Annotated in this window: 18 protein-coding genes; 7 read left to right on the top strand and 11 right to left on the bottom strand. The window is 71.8% G+C overall.

The features are described from left to right. Positions 1 to 133: 133 nt before the first annotated feature. Positions 134 to 505, bottom strand: coding sequence for a hypothetical protein (locus CCR87_RS03580; RefSeq protein ID WP_201156203.1), 372 nt, complete (start codon positions 503 to 505; stop codon positions 134 to 136). Between the two features lie 283 nt (positions 506 to 788). Here CCR87_RS03580 and CCR87_RS03585 point away from each other — a divergent pair, with 283 nt between their 5' ends. The 4 genes from CCR87_RS03585 (at position 789) to CCR87_RS03600 (ending at position 3,418) form a co-directional block, all read left to right on the top strand. Further along, the gene (locus CCR87_RS03585) at positions 789 to 1,310 is read left to right on the top strand and encodes a hypothetical protein (protein WP_201156204.1); all 522 of its coding nucleotides are present in this window, start codon (positions 789 to 791) and stop codon (positions 1,308 to 1,310) included. Beyond that, positions 1,307 to 1,708, top strand: a complete 402-nt coding sequence (locus CCR87_RS03590) for a phage holin family protein (protein ID WP_201156205.1) — start codon at positions 1,307 to 1,309, stop codon at positions 1,706 to 1,708. Before CCR87_RS03585 ends, CCR87_RS03590 begins: the two co-directional genes overlap by 4 nt. Continuing rightward, positions 1,698 to 2,741, top strand: a complete 1,044-nt coding sequence (locus tag CCR87_RS03595; RefSeq protein ID WP_201156206.1) for a DUF3618 domain-containing protein — start codon at positions 1,698 to 1,700, stop codon at positions 2,739 to 2,741. Before CCR87_RS03590 ends, CCR87_RS03595 begins: the two co-directional genes overlap by 11 nt. Positions 2,742 to 3,121: 380 nt before the next feature. After that, entirely contained in the window at positions 3,122 to 3,418 is a 297-nt protein-coding gene (locus CCR87_RS03600) for a hypothetical protein (RefSeq protein WP_201156207.1), read from the top strand. 1,147 nt (positions 3,419 to 4,565) lie between these two features. Here CCR87_RS03600 and CCR87_RS03605 read toward each other — a convergent pair. Then, positions 4,566 to 5,132 carry a hypothetical protein gene (locus CCR87_RS03605; protein WP_207186538.1) on the bottom strand — a complete coding sequence of 189 codons (567 nt, stop codon included), beginning with the start codon at positions 5,130 to 5,132 and terminating at the stop codon, positions 4,566 to 4,568. A gap of 499 nt (positions 5,133 to 5,631) precedes the next feature. On the opposite strand from CCR87_RS03605, the gene CCR87_RS03610 reads away from it, so the two are divergent. Then, a complete protein-coding gene (locus tag CCR87_RS03610) occupies positions 5,632 to 6,030 on the top strand; it encodes a DUF2177 family protein (protein ID WP_201156209.1) in 399 nt (132 codons plus the stop codon). A gap of 16 nt (positions 6,031 to 6,046) precedes the next feature. Here CCR87_RS03610 and CCR87_RS03615 read toward each other — a convergent pair whose 3' ends face one another. The 5 genes from CCR87_RS03615 to CCR87_RS03635 form a co-directional block, all read right to left on the bottom strand. Then, entirely contained in the window at positions 6,047 to 7,198 is a 1,152-nt protein-coding gene (locus CCR87_RS03615; protein WP_201156210.1) for an LBF_2804 family protein, read from the bottom strand. A gap of 36 nt (positions 7,199 to 7,234) precedes the next feature. Further along, complete coding sequence (locus CCR87_RS03620; protein WP_201156211.1) at positions 7,235 to 8,245, bottom strand: AI-2E family transporter; 1,011 nt, start codon at positions 8,243 to 8,245, stop codon at positions 7,235 to 7,237. A gap of 399 nt (positions 8,246 to 8,644) precedes the next feature. Continuing rightward, positions 8,645 to 8,950, bottom strand: a complete 306-nt coding sequence (locus tag CCR87_RS03625; RefSeq protein ID WP_201156212.1) for a hypothetical protein — start codon at positions 8,948 to 8,950, stop codon at positions 8,645 to 8,647. A 13-nt stretch (positions 8,951 to 8,963) separates the two neighbouring features. Then, positions 8,964 to 11,519: a cytochrome c oxidase subunit I gene (ctaD, locus tag CCR87_RS03630; protein ID WP_201156213.1), complete on the bottom strand. Its 2,556-nt coding sequence runs from the start codon at positions 11,517 to 11,519 to the stop codon at positions 8,964 to 8,966. Continuing rightward, entirely contained in the window at positions 11,516 to 12,163 is a 648-nt protein-coding gene (locus CCR87_RS03635; RefSeq protein WP_338048867.1) for a cytochrome c oxidase subunit II, read from the bottom strand. Before CCR87_RS03635 ends, ctaD begins: the two co-directional genes overlap by 4 nt. A 63-nt stretch (positions 12,164 to 12,226) precedes the next feature. Between CCR87_RS03635 and CCR87_RS03640 the strand changes: the two genes are divergently transcribed. Next, complete coding sequence (locus CCR87_RS03640) at positions 12,227 to 12,793, top strand: DUF2231 domain-containing protein (RefSeq protein WP_242511835.1); 567 nt, start codon at positions 12,227 to 12,229, stop codon at positions 12,791 to 12,793. Here the strand turns inward: CCR87_RS03640 and CCR87_RS03645 are convergent. From CCR87_RS03645 to CCR87_RS03655, 3 genes are all read right to left on the bottom strand, one after another. Continuing rightward, complete coding sequence (locus CCR87_RS03645) at positions 12,751 to 13,272, bottom strand: CopD family protein (protein ID WP_201156214.1); 522 nt, start codon at positions 13,270 to 13,272, stop codon at positions 12,751 to 12,753. The two genes, CCR87_RS03640 and CCR87_RS03645, sit on opposite strands and share 43 nt — an antisense overlap. Beyond that, the gene (locus tag CCR87_RS03650; protein WP_201156215.1) at positions 13,269 to 13,964 is read right to left on the bottom strand and encodes a cytochrome c oxidase assembly protein; all 696 of its coding nucleotides are present in this window, start codon (positions 13,962 to 13,964) and stop codon (positions 13,269 to 13,271) included. The genes CCR87_RS03645 and CCR87_RS03650 overlap by 4 nt, the downstream gene beginning before the upstream one ends. Positions 13,965 to 14,131: 167 nt before the next feature. Then, complete coding sequence (locus tag CCR87_RS03655) at positions 14,132 to 14,617, bottom strand: DUF2383 domain-containing protein (protein WP_201156216.1); 486 nt, start codon at positions 14,615 to 14,617, stop codon at positions 14,132 to 14,134. A gap of 186 nt (positions 14,618 to 14,803) precedes the next feature. Here CCR87_RS03655 and CCR87_RS03660 point away from each other — a divergent pair, with 186 nt between their 5' ends. Next, entirely contained in the window at positions 14,804 to 15,040 is a 237-nt protein-coding gene (locus CCR87_RS03660) for a hypothetical protein (RefSeq protein WP_201156217.1), read from the top strand. Between the two features lie 167 nt (positions 15,041 to 15,207). On the opposite strand, the gene CCR87_RS03665 is transcribed toward CCR87_RS03660, so the two are convergent. After that, the gene (locus CCR87_RS03665) at positions 15,208 to 16,227 is read right to left on the bottom strand and encodes a fatty acid desaturase (protein WP_338048868.1); all 1,020 of its coding nucleotides are present in this window, start codon (positions 16,225 to 16,227) and stop codon (positions 15,208 to 15,210) included. Between the last annotated feature and the right edge of the window lie 62 nt (positions 16,228 to 16,289).

The raw sequence follows: 16,289 nt of genomic DNA on the forward strand, positions 1-16,289 counted from the left end.
CCCGAGGATTATCGCATCCCACATCATCCCGGCCCCGCATTTCCCGGCACCTGATAGTCCCGGCACGCCCGTGGCGCCAGCGCGGAAACAGCGATGGCGCAAGCCGCGATCGCGCGGCCGCACAGGCGGAGGGTCACCAGACCTCGCCGGGCACCCCATGCCCGGCATCGGCGATGGTCCGAGGGAGGGCAAGGGCGAGGAAGCGGATCAGCGTGGGCGCGGCGCCCCCCAAGCGGGTCTGTCCCGGGTCCTGGGGATCGCGCGTCGCGCCCCTCTTCGCGGCCTTGGCTTCGGGTTCGGCGGTGCGGGATCGGCGGCGGGTGGCCTGCTCCTCGGCACGCCGCGGATCATGGGCGACGCCCGGGCGGTGGCCGACGCAGGTGGCCTCGGGCGGGCGCGCAAGCCAGCCGTGTCCTGCCCACCCGGCATGGGCCGGTGATGATCCGCTGCTGTCCCTTCTCGATCCAGCAGCCCTCGGCGCGCTGTCGGCGCGGTGGAGGCGCATGTTCCGGGCGAAAGCGATCTCCACGCGCCCAAGCGGTCGGCGCGCATCCGGTGCAACCGGTGCCTGCGCGGGCGGTTCGGCGCCCACCCGCCCGCCCGCCCGGGCCGAGGCGGCGGCGGCGGGGCGCGCACCGGCCGAAGAATTCCGAACATCGCAGGAACGCTTGCGGCCAAGGGCTGTTGTCATGCGAGGGTTCTGGGCAGTCCATGAACCGCCTCGAGCGACCGCGCGCAGAATGCGCGCCATCGTCGCCGCACCGCCCTCTCCGGAAAGGCAACCTCCGATGAACCATGACCAGACGACCGATACCGACACCCCCATGCGGGACGCAGGCTCCGCGATCACCAGCGTGGCCTCAGACATCAGGAATGCCGCCGTCGGAAAGTTCGACGAGGCCGTGACCGAGGCACGCTCCCGTGCCGAGGGCGCCCGGTCGGATGTGGCCGACGAGGTCGGCGACGTGGCCTCGGCCCTGCGCCGGGCCTCCGAGGAACTGCGCGGCGGGTCGACACAGGAACGCACCTTCGGGATGATCGCCGGCAGCCTGGCCGACGCCTCCGACTACATCCGCGACAAGGATTTCGGGGACGCGCTGAAGTCCGTCAGCCGGGTGGCGCGCGACAACCCGCTGCTGTTCCTGGGTGGCGCGGCCCTGCTGGGCTTTGCGGCCAGCCGCTATGCCAAGGCCTCGGGCGATGGGACCGGGACGTCGCACCCGCCCGCCCCCGTGGACCGCAAGGCGCAGGAAAACAGGTTCGTAAGCGAAGGCAACCCCAACACACAGCCCATGCGCGGTGCCCCATGACCGGCACGGACACACCGAGATCGGCCGCCGACATGATGTCCGGCCTCATGGGCAACGTGAGCAATCTGGTGCGCAACGAGGTCGACCTCGCCCGGGCCGAGACCGCCGAGAGCCTGTCGAGGGTGGGCGGTATCCTGGCATGGATGGCCGTGGCCCTGGTGCTGGGGATCGTCGGGCTCAACCTGCTCGCCGTGTCGCTGGTCTCGGCCCTGGTCTGGGCCGGTCTGGACCCGCAATGGGCAACCCTTGCCGTGGGACTGGGCCTGCTCGTGCTTGCCGCCGTCGTCTTGCTGTCCGCCAGATCCGCCCTTCACCAGATCGGCTTCATGCCGACCCGCACCGCGCGCAACGTCCAGCGCGACGCGGCAGCCATCAGGAATTCCCTCCATGAGCAGTGACACCCGCACCCCCGACGACATCGAGCGCGACATCGCCGTTCAACGCGCGCAGATGACCGGCACGATCGGCGATCTGCAGAAGAAGTTCTCGGTCGATGCCATCGTGAACGACATCGGGACCATGTTCCGCAACGACGGCGGCGACCTCGGCCGCTCGATCAGCCAGACGATCGGGCGCAACCCCGCGGCTGTCGCCCTTGTGGGCGTCGGCCTTGCCTGGCTGTTCATCGGCGAGGGCCGCAAGGACACCACGCCGGACCGGCGGTCGGGCGCGGGCGCGCGCAACCGGGGCTACAGCCGGGCGTCGTCGTGGGATGGCGCGCACGCAGGGTCCAATGGCGGCGACCGGTCCTGGTACGGCGCCGGTTCCATGTCGCGTGCCGACCGGTTTCCGGATCACCCCACACAGGGGAACCCGGGCGAGGACGGATCGAACGGCATCACGGACCGGATCCAGGATGCAGCCGGCGCCGCGTCCAATGCCGTTTCCGACGCTGCGGGCACTCTGGGAGACTCCGCCCGGCGGCTGACCGACCGGCTGTCGCACGGCACGGAGGCGCTGTCCGATGAGGCACGCGACCGCGTGGTGGCCGCGCGTCGCGCCGCGCATGAGGCCCGTCTTTCGGCCGAGGACGCGATGAACCGGGCCGGCCGCACCGCCGTCACCTTCTTCGAGGACCAGCCGCTTGTCGTGGGGGCCCTCGCCGCGGCGGTGGGGGCTGCGGTCGCCGGGGCCCTGCCCCACAGCAGGGTCGAGGACGACGCCATGGGCGACAGCAGCGACCGGCTGTTCGCCGAGGCCGAAGCGGTGTTCCGCGAGGAACGCAAGAAGGCCATGGCCGTCCTGCGCTCGGCTGCGACGGACGTGAAGGAGGAGGTGACGGAGACCGGCTCCGACCTCAAGGGCCTGCTGCCCGACGGCCAGACCGTCGGCGAGGTGATCGCCGACCGCACCACGCAGGCCGCCGCACGGGTCGCGGACGGCGCGCGGGACGAGGCCAAGGCCCGCAACCTTGGCCGCCGCGAACGTTGATGCCGGCAACAGGCCGGCCCACGGGCCGGCCTGACCCTGACGATGTCCCCCGTGCGAGGATGCGGACCGTCTTGCCACGGGGCCTGCGCGGCAGGCGTGGTGGCCCCCGGCACGTCATCTCCCTTGCGGGACAGACCCTCGTCGTCACAGGGGCTTGCGGGGGGCGACACATGCATTGACGGCACGCTCGGCCGACAGGCCTGCCGCGACGTCGGGCGTCCTCCGTCGCCATCTGCCGCGCCGGTTCGCCACCCACCGACCGCCCACCAACGCGCCCACGGGCCGACGGGCCGACGGGCCTCGTGGAACGGGCCCGGGCAGAGGCCGTTGATCAGCAGGGCGCCGCAGATGCGCCAACCGGTCCACGAAGAGGAAATGACATGGCGCAGGACAGAACATCGTCGCATCCGAAGCACTCGGAAGGGTCCGACAGCAGGGTGAAGGACCAGACCCGGAAACCTGCCGACAGCTCGGTCGGGGGATCGGACATGCCACGGGATGAGCGCGCAGACGAAGCATCGGGAAAGAAGAACCAGGTGATCGAAGAACTCCACGAGACGTTCGACCCGGGTGAGAAGTTCCCGATGGACCCGGAGGACTCCGGGCCGAAACGGTCGCAGAAACAGCCAGGACAGGCGCTTGATGCCCCTCGGACGGAGGCAGACGGCGGCGCATAGGCCAAACCGCGCCAGATGCACCGAAAGCGGCAAGACCTGGAGAAAGAGCACGCGGGGGCCGCGCACACCCCGGACGGGCTCGATGCCATGAAGCTGAAAAAGCCGAGACCGGAACGGGCCTCCCCCGCGCCTGCGCCGCCAGCCAGGTGATGTCCCACGACCAGACCTCGCAGGGGCCGTTCGCCTGGAAGCTTGCCGGTGGTGGGGGCCGGGCCTGCGGGCGCGGCGGTGGTTCTGGACCCGTTCGCGCCCCACCCTGTCGACCTGGGGTTGCGAAACGACACACACGCCCTCCTCCGCCCGCTTCGGCAGGATCCGACCGGGGGGCAGTCTCGCGAACCGCGGTGCGATGCCGGTATCCACGATCCGGTCACACGCCGCCTCGGTCGGCCGGTTGGCCGGGACGGGGCGCCCGGCCAGAGGGCGGCGGTCCGTGTGCAGCGCGCCCTCCGGGGTCTGCCGGCGCTGCAGGGTGCGGGCATCGAGGCCAGGCTCGGCGCGGGCGGTGGCCTCGCGCGTCCCGTCGGCCGTGGCCTGCTCGACGCGGGCCAGGAGCGTGTTGCGATCCGGGGCTGGGGTCCCTGCCCTCCCATTCCCCGGCGCTGGCTGGGGCGCGGGGCATGCCCTGCATCGGGTCCGTCCCTCGGACTGCCCGAGGCGGCTGACGCCGGACCGCGGGTGATCCCGGGATCGCCTCGGCCCTTTTTCGCAGGAGCGTCAGCGCCGTCGTCTTGCGGGCCAGCCCGCGCTGCATGCCACGGATGCGCGTCGGTCGTCTCGCGCGCGATCTGCCGCAGGGCCGCCCGGTCCGATCAGGTCCCGTCCGATCATGGCCCGCCCGATCATGGCCCGGTCATTGGCCCGCTCGCAGGGCGCGCGCCAACCCGGATCCGCCCGGGATGGCGACCCCTGCCGGGGCAGACCGCCGACAGCCGGGCCGCGTTCATCGCCGCGGCCGCGATGGGTCCCGAAGCGGTGGCGACCCGATCGCCCATCGATCGCGGCGGTGACCTTGTGCCGCGCCGTCCAGCCCTCGGGCCCCGACCGGCCATCACCGCCCCCGAGAAACCCGGCTGCACCCCCTGACAGGACGGGTGCGGCCGGACCGCGCCGCTGTGCGGCTGTCACCCGCGCGCATCGTGCGGCCTCAGTCCAGTGACGGCAGGGCGAGCGCGTTGCGGATCGTCTCGATGGCGGTTCTGACCATGTCGGGTGTGGTGGCCGCAACCTCGACCAGTTCCCGCAGCGAGTCGCGCTGCTCCTCGTTCAGTTGCTCGGAGTCCTCGATCAGCGCGAGAACCGCGCCGCGGTCGAAGCTTTCGGGGGTGAGCACCTGTTCGAGATCCCTCGGGCCGTCGGCCTCGGGCGCGGAACCACCGGTGGTGCGCGGGGCATCCGCGGGCTGCGCGTCACCGGCCCTTTCAACCGTGGAGTCGGTGCGGTCGGGATCGGCGGGGGTGGGCGTAGCGCCGTCCGGCTGCGCGATCGCCGCACCCTCGGTGAGTTCCTCGCCGGTCAGGGTGGAATCGTCCCCGGGAACCGAGGCCGCATCTTCGCGCGCCGCGGCGTCTTCGGCGGCCCGCGCCTCGGCCGCGTCGGCCTCATGGGCTGCCTGCTCGGTGCGCTGCGCCTCCAGGGCCGCCTGGTCGGGGCCGCTGTTGTACCAGAGGCCCCCGCCGATCACGATGGCGGCGACAATCGCGAGGGCAAGCATGGTTCCTGTGCGCATTTGGTGGCCAATCTTTTCTGAGGGGGCGGCGCCGCGCATTGCGGCCTCCCGCCGAATTCCCGTGGAGCCGCCGCGCGCATTTCACGGCGCGGATTGTGCATCAACCGACGGCGTCGGTTTTCGTTCCGAATGACAGGTGCCGAAATGACGGGCCCCGAAGTGACAGGCGCTGAAAATACGCAGGGGGCCGCAGGGAGCCGCAGGGCGGGCAATGGCCCGGCAGTCGGGTGCCTCGATGTGGCGCTGCGCGGATTGCGCACCGGCGACAGGAAACGCCGCGGCACAACGTCGTCACCCCGGCGCCGCGATGCCGCAGGCGGACCGGGTGCGGGCGCGGCATGGGAACGCAAGGCTCGGGCGGGTGTTGTCCCTGCGTGGCCGGGCGTGGATCCGCCGGGGGCCGCGCCCCCCGAGCGGGGCAATGCCCGCCGTGCGCGCCCGGCGGCGCCGCGTCCCGCCGCCCGTCAGTCAGAAAGGACCGTCCATGTCTCTGCTCGTGCTCATCGTCGTCACGGGGCTGATCTTCCTGATCGCCGACGCCGTGATGCTGCCCAGGGTCGTCAAGCCGCTGTTCGAGCGGCATCTGGGCGACACGCTGCTGGACAGCGTGCGCCGGCTGCCGGCCGCGCTGTTCTACGTCCTCTACCTGGCCGGGATGATCTGGTTCGCGGGCTGGCCCGCGTTGCAGCAGGGCCAGCCCGGGCTGGCATTCCTGAACGGCGCGCTGCTGGGGCTTGTGGCCTATGGCACCTATGAGCTGGTCAGCTGGACGGTGATGCGCCATTGGCACCCGTCGATGGTGGCGCTGGACATGGGCTGGGGCACGGGGCTGACGGCGGTGGCGGCCTGGGGCGGGGTGATGGCCGCGCTGGCCGTGGGCTGAGCCCGCGCGGCGACCCTCAGCTGGCGTTCGGGCCGCGCGTTGCCTGCAAGTCCGCGTGGGTCAGCTTGCGGCCGCGCGCCAGCGCCTTGCGCAGATCGGCGAGGCGGGCGTCCCGCAGGGTCGCGCCGCAGTCCCGGCAGGTGTCGCGCACAAGCGCCACCTGGCCGGGGCGCAGGCGCCCGCCGATCAGGCACGACACCGTCAGCAGGTCGAGCACACGGGCCTGCCCCGCCGCATCCAGCCGCCGCAGATGGGGCCGCATGGCGTCCCAGTCCAGCGCGATGTCGCCGTCCCGCCGGAGCGCGGCACGCAGGCGTTCCAGCAGATAGATCAGGTTGGGATGGCCGTCCTGCGCGCGGGTCAGCATCTCGCCCGCCGCATGCTCCAGCACCTCCTTCTCGGTGCCGCCCAGATCGCCCGCGTCCGCGAACTGCGCCGCGATCAGGGTGTCCACGGCAAAGGGCCCCAGCGTGCGCAGCCGCGCCTCGGCCATGATGCGCGCGACGATCCAGGCGTTCCACACGGCATAGAGCGGCCCGGCCAGCAGCGGGACCAGCCCGCGGATCGCCATGCGCGCGGCCACCCGGCGCAGGAACACCCGCAACAGGAAACTGCTGACCCCGACCTTCATCTTGTAGGCAAGGTTCAGCGCCGTCAGCTTCCAGCGCGCCACACGGGCGTAGGGGTCGATGCCGTGGACGCGCCCGCGCGGGTTGGGAAACTCCAGCCCGGCGCGCGCCAGGCTGTGGGCCAGCAGGCCGTGCCCCTCGCCGTGCGACAGCGGCAGGCCGGAGTGCTGCGTGATGCGCGCGATCCCCACCAGCGCCAGCGCATAGAGAAGCGCGATCTCCACCGCGCTGATCACCCCGGCAAAGGCATAGAAGGCCGCCCAGTAGGGCAGCGCCTCGCGCCAGCCGAGGTCCCCCATGTCGCCGTCGAACAGGCCCTGGCGCATCCACACCTCGGCCCCGCCGATCATCCCGCCCGACACTCCCCCCGCCAGCGCCGCCAGCGCGACGCTCCATCGCGTGACGCGGGCGATCCGGCGCACCCGCGCGTCCGAGGGCGCGGCCCAGGCATCGTCCCCCGGGCTGCGCCGCGCCAGATGATCGGCAAAGCGGCGCTCCAGGATGTTCGGCTCGGGCGAATAGGTCCGGGTCCGTGGCACGGCAAGCTCGCTTGTGGTTGTCCGGCGCGCGGCCGGTCAGGTGATTTTCTCGCCCAGCGTATGCTCGACCCAGATCTTCTGCACCGCCACCATCGCCACGACGGTCAGCGGGGCGGCCAGCATCAGCCCCACCACCCCGAACACGAGGCTGAGGAGGACCTGCACCGAGATCAGGAGCGCCGGAGCCAGATCGACCGCCTTGTGCTGGATCATCGGCACGAGGACGTTGCCCTCGATGTTCTGGATCACGATGTAGCCGATCAGCACGATCAGCCCCGTCTGGGTACCTTCGGCAAAGCCCACCGCGACGATCGGCACCGTGGCGATCAACGGGCCGAGGAAGGGGATGAAGGTCAGAAGCGCCGTCAGCACCGCCAGCGCGAACCACAGCTCGATGCCCATCACCAGCAGCCCCAGCCCCACCGTGACCCCCAGCAGTACCATCGAGGCAAGCTGCCCCAGGAACCACCAGCGCAGCGCATGGGCGATCGCGGACAGCGTGTCCTGCGCCATCGCCCGGCGCGCGGGCGGCACGAGGCGCACCAGACCGCCCCGGTACAGCGCCGGGTTCGCCGCCAGAAACATCGTGAGCACGATCAGGATGATGGCGCTTGCCAGCGCGCCGACCGCCGACATCCCGAAGGTCATCGCCTGGCCCGCCAGGTCCCCCGCCGACCCGCCCAGCCCGCCGCCGTCCAGATCCTCGATCACGGCCGTGGCGCCCAGCTCCGACAGCCGCGCCTGTACCCCCTCGACGAACGCGACCAGCGTGGCCTGCAATTCCCGGAGCTGCTGCACGAGGCGCGTTGCCGTCAGCGCCAGCGCGCCGAGGACGACCGCGGCAATGCCCAGCGCCACCCCGACCAGCGCCCAGCCCCGCGACACCGGCAGCCGTGCCGCGATCGCCCGCGCCGCGCCGTCCAGCCCGACGGCAAGCAGCACCGCCGCGAAGACGAGCAAAAGCACCTCGCCCAGCAGATAGGCCAGCAGCAGGAGCCCGGCCGTCAGCAGGATCATGTCGGTCAGCGGGCGGCGGATCACGCCCATGGGACTCTCCTTTCGGTCGGGCACGGGTGCTGCCCGTGCAGGGCGTCAACGCCGCCGGTTCCGTCGCGTTCCTGCGTGCCGGCCTGCCAGCGCGCCGTTCCGCGGACCTGACGGACCGGCTGCGCCATCGACGGCGTGACACCACCATGGCCAGCACGCCCGCCGCACAGCCGCCGCACACCCGACAGAAGCGGCGGGACACGCGCGCCTGACGTCCTCGACGCGGGAAGAGGCATGCTCGATCCGTTCCTCGGCAGAGCTGTCGCGGTCCCCTGCGGCTGCGGCCGCCCGGTGGTCGGCGCTCCGCCCACGGAGGACGCGGCACTGCGCGCGGCCGTCAAGGCGCGGCACGACCGCGACCGCTCCACCGGGCCGGCATTGCGCCGGGGCTTGCGCGGCTCAGCAGCTCGTCGCCACGAGCAGCGGCAGAAGCGTGAAGATCGTGGCCCCCAGCCCGATCCATGCGCCGATGCGGGGCAGCCGCCGGGTCGGGTCGGGGCCGCCCGGCAACCACATCACCACCACCACGCAGGCCAGCAAGGTCCCCACCCAGGCCGCGACCATCGCCAGGCGGTGCAGCGTCATCCCGGCCACCTCCTGCGTGCTCCAGCCCAGCGCACAGCCGAGGCCGTGCAGCCCATAGACCAGCGCGAACCCGACCGCCCACAGGCCCGGTCCGATCAGCGCGCGGGGCAGCCAGGTCATGCCAACACCCCCGTCATGCGACCGCCGCCGTGCCCAGCACCACCGCAACGGCGACCAGCCCCGTGGCGGTGGCGAAATCCTGCCACAACCGCCAGCCGGAGGGGGCGCCGCTGGTCGGGACCTCGCCGCGCCGGATCTGGTCCAGAACGAAGGCCGCCATCAGCGCGCAGATCAGGGCATGCAGCCCGACGTATCCGGCCAGAACCCCGCGCAGCGCATCGCGCGCATGGGCGGTGGGGTCGTCCATGACCCAGCCCGCCAGCAGCGCCAGCGCCAGAAGCGCGGCGCCGTTTCCCGCCAGCCCCAGCACGGCCCACCCCGCCAGGGAACGCCCCGCAGGCTGCCGCGCCTCGGTCACATGCGCGGCCAGCGCGGCCACCCCCAGCCCGACCGCCAGGGCCACCAGCAGGACCGCCCCGGTGGCGGTTTCGGCCGCGGCGGGCGGCGGTGGCCAGCCGGGGGCCACCACATGCAGGAACGCCACGCCGAAGATCAGCGCGGCAAACAGCGTGCCATCGGCCACCAGAAGCGCCACGCCGCCGCTGTGCGTCAGGCTGCGGCCCCGCCCCGGCTGCACCGGCAGGGCCAGCCGTGGGGCCACCGCCACCATGGCGCCGCCCGCCGCCAGCGTCGCAAGCCCCCGGTGCCAGCGCCAGGCCAGCGCGGCCACCGCCACCAGCGCCACCGGCGCCAACGCATACAGCCCCGCGAGCATCAGCAGCACGAACGCCCCGATGCTGGCCGAAAGCACCAGCGGCAGCGCCGTGTTGCCCGGCAGCACCGCGACATGGTCGGGCCGCGCGTCGGCCGCCGTCGTCACCAGAAGCTCGCGCTGCCCCCGCGGCGCGCCCGGCAGCAGCCCCTCACCCCGGGCAAGGGCGAGAGCGGTGCGATCCGGCGCGGCCTCGGCCACCTGCCGCGGGCCGGGGAGGGAGGCGAAGTTGAAGGTCGGCGCCGGCAGGGACATCGCCCAGTCCAGCGTCGGCGCCCGCCACGGGTTGCGACCGGCCCGCTGCCCCATGGTCGCCTGCAGCACCAGATCCAGCGCAAACAGCGCAAGGCCGATCGCCATCACGAAGCCGAACACCGACGAGGTGAGGTTCAGCACCTCCCACTCCGGATTGTCGGGATAGACGTCGATCCGCCGCGGCATGCCCAGCAGGCCGGTCAGGTGCATCACGAAGAAGGTGCCATGAAACCCGATCAGGATCACCCAGAACGCGACCTCACCCAGGCCGCGGATGCGCGCCCGCCCGGTGATCTGCGGCATCCACCACGCCGCCGCCGCCAGCATCGGAAAGACGAAGCCGCCGATCAGGACATAGTGCAGATGCGCGGTGACAAACGCGGTGTCATGCGCCTGCCAGTTGAACGGGATCACGGCCAGCATCACGCCCGTCAGCCCGCCCATCACGAAGGTCAGGAAGAACCCGAGGATGTAGAGCATCGGCAGCGCAAGCTCGGGCCGCCCCTTCCACATCGTGCCGATCCACGCAAACACCTGCACCGCCGTCGGCACCGCCACCGCCAGCGAGGCCGCCGAGAAGAAGGTCAGCGCCAGATGCGGGATGCCGATGGCGAACATGTGGTGCACCCACAGCCCGAAGGACAGGAACACCAGCGCAAGGATCGCGGCGACGATGCCGCCGTAGCCGAGAATTGACGTGCGGCACAGCGCCGGCAGGATGGTGGAGATCGCGCCGGCGGCCGGCAGGAAGATGATGTAGACCTCCGGGTGGCCGAACATCCAGAACAGATGCTGCCACAGCAGCGGATCGCCCCCCCGCGCCACGTCGAAGAACGGCCAGTCGAAGGCGCGCTCCACCTCCAGCAGCACCGACGCAAGGATCAGCGGCGGAAACCCCACCAGCATCATCGCGGCCGTGCCCAGCATGTACCACGCGAACAGCGGCATCTGCGTAAGCCGCATCCCCGGTGCGCGCTGGCGCAGGATCGTGACCGTGATCTCCACCGCCGCCGCCAGCGCCGAGATCTCGACAAAGGTGACGCCCAGCAGCCAGACATCGGCGTTGATGCCGGGCGAGAATTCGGCCGAGGACAGCGGCGTGTACATGAACCAGCCGTCGCGCGGCGCGACGCCTGCGGCAAGTGCGGCCAGCAGGATCAGCCCGCCGAAGAGATAGCACCAGTAGCCCAGCGCAGTCAGCCGCGGAAACGCCATGTCGCGGGTGCCCAACAGCTTGGGCAGAAGATAGATCCCCAGCCCCTCCAGCATCGGGATGGCAAAGAGGAACATCATGATGCTGCCGTGCATCGTGAAGATCTGGTTGTAGAGTTCGGTGTCCAGGAACGCGCCCTGCCGGGTGGCCAGCTGCGCCCGGATCAGCATCGCCAGCACGCCCCCTATGGCGAAGAACACCAGCGCCGTGGCCATGAACCGCAGCCCCAGCGTGGTGTGGTTGACCGCCGTGACCTGCCCCCGCCAGCCGCGGTCGTTGGACCAGACGCGGGACAGCTCGCGATGCAGGCCCAGCGCCCGGCGGGGCGGGTTGGCGGGGATGTCGAGCGTGGCGTCCCCGACCCCTTCGGCAGCAACGGTGTCGGTCATTCCGCGGTCTCCTCGCCCAGGGTTTCCAGCACGGCGGGCCAGTCGTCGGGGGGATGCGCGATGACGCGAAAGCGCATGCCGGCATGGCCGAGGCCGCAGAACTCGGCACAAAGCCCGTCGAAGCTGCCGGGGGTGTCGGCCTCGATCCGCAGGCGGTTGGCGCGGCCGGGGATCGCGTCGATCTTGCCCGCCAGGCGCGGCACCCAGAAGGAATGGATGACGTCCGCGCTGGTCACGATCACATCCACCGGCTGGCCTGCGGGGATGTGCAGCGTGCCGTCGGTCTCGATCCGGCCGCCGCGGCCGTCGGGGTGGCCGAAGCGCCAGCCCCATTGCCGGGCATGCGCCTCGACGGTCACGACCGCGTCGCCGCGCGGCAGCAGCCGCTCGCCCACCCACACGCCCGCGGCCAGCAGGGCGCTCAGCACCGCGATCGAGAACCACAGCCCCAGACCCACGGTCCAGCGGCCTTCGCGGACCGGCCGCGGCCGGCCGAAGCCAGCGGCCAGCAGCCCCAGCACCATCAGCGTCAGCACACCCGCCCCGATCAGCATCGCCCACCACAGCACCGCCGTCGCGCCCGCCGCGGGGCCTGCCGGATCGAGGCTGGACAGCGGCCCGCCGCAGCCCGCCAGCAGCAGCACGGGAACCCCCGCCGCGGCGCCGCGTTGCCCTGGGCCGACGCGCCACCGAAAGGACACCCCCAGATGACCGATCAAAACGACGCGGGCCGACAGGAGGGGGACCGACAGGACGCGGGCGACGCCCCGGAGACACCCCGCCTGCGCGACCCGCTGGACGAACACCGCGCGCTGCACGGCACCGAATCCACCATCGCCATCGCCGGGCATCCGTTGCATGCGATGCTCGTGGCCTTTCCCATCGCGCTGGCCTTCTGCGTGCTGGGGGCGGACCTGTTCTACTGGTGGACGGGCGATCCGTTCTGGGCGCGCGTGGCGGGCTGGGCGGCCTTTGGCGCCTTCGTGATGGGCCTTGTGGCGGGGGTGACCGGCACGGTCGAGCTTCTGATCGTGCGCGGCATCCGCAACCGCTCCGCCAGCTGGACGCATTTCATCCTCGCGGTCATGCTGCTGTCGGTGCTGGGCGCCAACTGGGTTCTGCGCATCGACGGGGCCGAGGCCGCGGTGCTGCCCTTCGGGCTGATGCTGTCGCTGCTGGCGGCGGGGCTGACGGGGGTGACCGGTTGGCATGGGGGCAAGCTCGTCTTCGACTATCTGATCGGAACGACGGCGTCGGGCAGCGACCGGCCCTGAGGCTCGGTCAGCACCGCAGGCAGGCCCGCCGCCAGATCCGACAGATCGGGCTTGGCCAGCACCAGCCACAGCACGGCGGCCATCAGCGGCAGCCCCAGCCACAGCGCGATCAGCGGCGACGGCAGGCGCCAGCCTGCGGCCAGATCGCCCGCCCGTTCCCCCGATTGCGCCACAAGATGGCCCAGCCACGCATGCACCAGCACCATGCCCGACACCGCGGCAAGCTTGGCCAGCATCCACGGATCGACCAGCCGCAGCGCAACGATCAGCCCGCTGCCGGCGGCGATGGCCACGACGGCGGCCGGTGTCACGATCCGGGTGTAGCTGCGGTGCGCCAGCAGGCGGAACTCGGCATAGCGCGCCTGGCTCCGCATCGCCGGGTGGCGGCCATAGACCTGCATCACCACCGGCAGCGCCAGCAGGCCCGCGCACCACACCGACAGGGCGGCGATATGGAGGAACTTCAGCGCGGCGATCATCGTGCGTCGGCCTCGCGCCAGCCCTGGCGCAGCATCCAGCCGGCCACCAGCGCCAGCGGCACCATGCCCGGCACCCACATCACCAGCCCAGCAAGCTGCTGATCGCCCAGCGCGCCCAGGCCGAAGCCCTCCGCCCCCACCAGATGTTCGGGGTACAGCACCGCGGGCGCAAACACGAGGATCGCCCCGATCAGCCCCATCTGCGCGGCCAGTGCGGTGGCCGCCCCGGCCGCCCCCAGCACGACCGACAGCTCGCCGCGGCGGCTCAGGGCCGCGGTCCAGAACACCCAGCCGGACCCGAGCAGCGCCAGCTGCATCGCCCAGTAGACCGCAGCGCTGTCCCAGGCGGCGGCGTAAAGCGCAGGCACATGCCACGCCCACAGCGCCGCCGACAGCGCGATGAAACCCGCCCCCAGCGGCGCCCGGCGCCACGGAAAGGCCACCGCCAGCGCCGGCGCCACCAGCAGGATCAGGACCATGTGATGCAGGCTGCGCGCCGCGAACAACGCCACCGTCAGCGCACACAGGGGCGAGACGAACGCGACCACCGCGCCGGCCCCGGCCACGCCCAGCGCCCGACGCGGCCCCGGCCCCGCACCCCGCAGCCACCACAGACCGGCCAACCCCGACAGCGCCAGTGCCGTCAGCAGCGCAGGCTCCAGCGTCCACGCCCCGGCCAGGGTTTCAGGCATCGGCACCGGGCCGCAGACGGGTGTCGGGCGATCACTGTCCAATGCGGACCCCCGCGCCTGCCAACCGGCGCGGCCCCGCGCACCAGCCCGCCGATCGCATCCGTGCGGTGGCGGGCCTGACCGCGGTCAATGCCACGCGGGACGGCCAGGTCACCCGCGCGGCGGCCTCAGCGCTGGGCGGGTGCATGGCGCTGCAGAAGCGTGATGATCTCGCCGCACATCTCATCGAACACGCCGCGGCGCTCGACACTGGGCGAGGCAGCCTTTGCCGCCTTGAATTCCTCCAGCAGCCGTTTTTCGCCGTCCACCAGCGCGCCGATGACGTTGTGGCCGATGCCGTCAAACCACGCGCGGACCTCGACCGCCGCGCGGTTGACGGTCCCGAGCATCGACCCGTCCGTGCCCGGATGGCCGCCCGGTCCAACCAGCATCGCCAGCACACGTTCGGACTGCGCCAGATGCAGGCTGCGAAACTCGTGGGCGATCTCCACGAACTCGGCCCCGGCCTTCTCGACCACCTTTTCGTAACCCGCGAGGGTATCGACCAGCCTCGTGTGCAGGTCGCGCAGCCGTTCGTGGTCCTCGTCGCCGCACGGCAACGGGCCGCCGGTCGGGTCGCGGGCGCCGGCCTCGGACATGGGAATTGCTCTCATCGGTCCTCTCCTCTGCGATAAAACGGCAAACGCAGCAGCGGACGGTACGTTCCTCATCCGTTTGCGCCATCGGCGATTCCTGCCCTCACACGGGGCCACCGGGTCCGTTCCGGAACCGGATGCCCGCTCGCCCGTTGCCGGAGGGTCTCGCCGGTGCGAGCGGGTCACACCCCGGAGGAGGTACCGATGTCTGCACCCGACACAGCCCTTGCCAAGCAGAAGCGCCGTCACAAGGGGCCGCTGCTGGGTCTGACGTTCCTGATCGGCGTCGTGCTTCTTTTCGTCCTGTGGTTCGTCAGCCGCTCGGCCGATCCGGAGGTCACGATCGACAGTGCCCCCGACGCGACGACCCTTGCACCGGCCGGCGACGCCCCCGATCCCCCGGCCGAGACCTTGCCCCAGCCCAGCGCGCCGCGCGACTGATCGCGGCCCCCCTCACACGGCGTGGGCGGACGCCCTCCGCCGATCCGGACAGTCCCCGATGCCGCCACCCGGGCGCGTGATCGCGGCCCTGTCAGGATCGGGGCGGCGTTCCGCGTTTTCCGAAGCGGCAATGCCGGGATCGGGCTGGCCGGGATCGGTCTGCGCGCTCAGCCCGCCCGCGCGGCCGCGAAGGGGACGAGGCGCCGCGTCGTCTCGTCCCACAAGTGCCTGCGGGCACAGGCGAGGCTCTCGCGCAGGGTCAGGCGCTGGACCTCGGCAAGCTGCGGGTGGTCGCGCAGCACCTCGGGCAGCCGATAGAACGGGACACGGGCCTGCAGGTGGTGGACGTGATGCACGCCGATATTGGCCGTGAACCAGCGCAGCACCCCCGGCAGGACGTAATGCGAGCTGCCGTGCAGGGCCGCGTCCTGCATCTGCCAGTCGGCGTCGTGGTCCCAGCTCGTCTCCTCGAACTGGTGCTGGACATAGAACAGCCAGACCCCGATGGAGGCGGCAACGAGCAGCGTGGGCAGAAACGCGAAGGCCAGCACGGCCCCTCCGCCCAGGTACCAGATGCCGCCCGCGACGACCGCGATGGCCGCGTTGGTTCCCATCGCACTGATCCAGTACTGCGCCCCGTCGCGCATCAGGCCGACGGGCACGCGGTTGCTGATGAAGAACAGAAAGAAGGGGCCGATCCCGAACATCACGACCGGATGGCGATAGAGGCGATAGCCAAGCCGACCCAACGGCGACCGGCTGCGATACTCCTGCACCGTCAGCGTGCGGATGTCGCCCATCCCGCGCCGGTCGAGGTTGCCGGTCCCGGCATGGTGTTCGGCGTGGACCCGGCGCCAGACGTCATAGGGCGTCAGCGTCACCACACCGATGGTCCGTCCGACCCAGTCGCTCAGCCTGCGGCTGCCAAAGAAGGCGGCATGTCCACAATCGTGCTGGATCATGAACAGGCGCACCAGGAACGCCCCGTTCAGGATCGACAGGGCGACCGCCAGCGCGGGGCTGATGCCGACGCTCCACCACGCGAGCGCCCAGAGCGCCAGCAACGGGAGTGCGGTGACGAGGACTTCCCATGCGCTGCGCCACGCCGATGGTGTGCGATACCGCGCAAGGATGGCGACCCAGTCCCGCGGATCGTCGATCCGGCCGGGCACGTCGGCGCTGGGCACGTCGGCGCCGGGGACGTCGGCACTGGGGACGTCGGCACTGGGGCGGGGGGGGCAAGGCTGGG

The sequence above is a fragment of the Rhodobaculum claviforme genome, assembly GCF_016653255.1.
Classification (GTDB): Bacteria; Pseudomonadota; Alphaproteobacteria; order Rhodobacterales; family Rhodobacteraceae; genus Rhodobaculum; species Rhodobaculum claviforme.

What these genes read in the sequence shown, in the direction of transcription:
- CCR87_RS03585 (WP_201156204.1), top strand. Translation starts at nt 789, where the DNA reads ATGAACCATGACCAGACGACCGATACCGACACCCCCATGCGGGACGCA.
- CCR87_RS03640 (WP_242511835.1), top strand. Translation starts at nt 12,227, where the DNA reads ATGACCGATCAAAACGACGCGGGCCGACAGGAGGGGGACCGACAGGAC.
- CCR87_RS03650 (WP_201156215.1), bottom strand. Translation starts at nt 13,964, where the DNA reads ATGCCTGAAACCCTGGCCGGGGCGTGGACGCTGGAGCCTGCGCTGCTG.
- CCR87_RS03655 (WP_201156216.1), bottom strand. Translation starts at nt 14,617, where the DNA reads ATGAGAGCAATTCCCATGTCCGAGGCCGGCGCCCGCGACCCGACCGGC.
- CCR87_RS03600 (WP_201156207.1), top strand. Translation starts at nt 3,122, where the DNA reads ATGGCGCAGGACAGAACATCGTCGCATCCGAAGCACTCGGAAGGGTCC.
- CCR87_RS03580 (WP_201156203.1), bottom strand. Translation starts at nt 505, where the DNA reads ATGCGCCTCCACCGCGCCGACAGCGCGCCGAGGGCTGCTGGATCGAGA.
- CCR87_RS03660 (WP_201156217.1), top strand. Translation starts at nt 14,804, where the DNA reads ATGTCTGCACCCGACACAGCCCTTGCCAAGCAGAAGCGCCGTCACAAG.
- CCR87_RS03610 (WP_201156209.1), top strand. Translation starts at nt 5,632, where the DNA reads ATGTCTCTGCTCGTGCTCATCGTCGTCACGGGGCTGATCTTCCTGATC.
- CCR87_RS03595 (WP_201156206.1), top strand. Translation starts at nt 1,698, where the DNA reads ATGAGCAGTGACACCCGCACCCCCGACGACATCGAGCGCGACATCGCC.
- CCR87_RS03620 (WP_201156211.1), bottom strand. Translation starts at nt 8,245, where the DNA reads ATGGGCGTGATCCGCCGCCCGCTGACCGACATGATCCTGCTGACGGCC.
- CCR87_RS03590 (WP_201156205.1), top strand. Translation starts at nt 1,307, where the DNA reads ATGACCGGCACGGACACACCGAGATCGGCCGCCGACATGATGTCCGGC.
- ctaD (WP_201156213.1), bottom strand. Translation starts at nt 11,519, where the DNA reads ATGACCGACACCGTTGCTGCCGAAGGGGTCGGGGACGCCACGCTCGAC.
- CCR87_RS03645 (WP_201156214.1), bottom strand. Translation starts at nt 13,272, where the DNA reads ATGATCGCCGCGCTGAAGTTCCTCCATATCGCCGCCCTGTCGGTGTGG.
- CCR87_RS03625 (WP_201156212.1), bottom strand. Translation starts at nt 8,950, where the DNA reads ATGACCTGGCTGCCCCGCGCGCTGATCGGACCGGGCCTGTGGGCGGTC.
- CCR87_RS03605 (WP_207186538.1), bottom strand. Translation starts at nt 5,132, where the DNA reads ATGCTTGCCCTCGCGATTGTCGCCGCCATCGTGATCGGCGGGGGCCTC.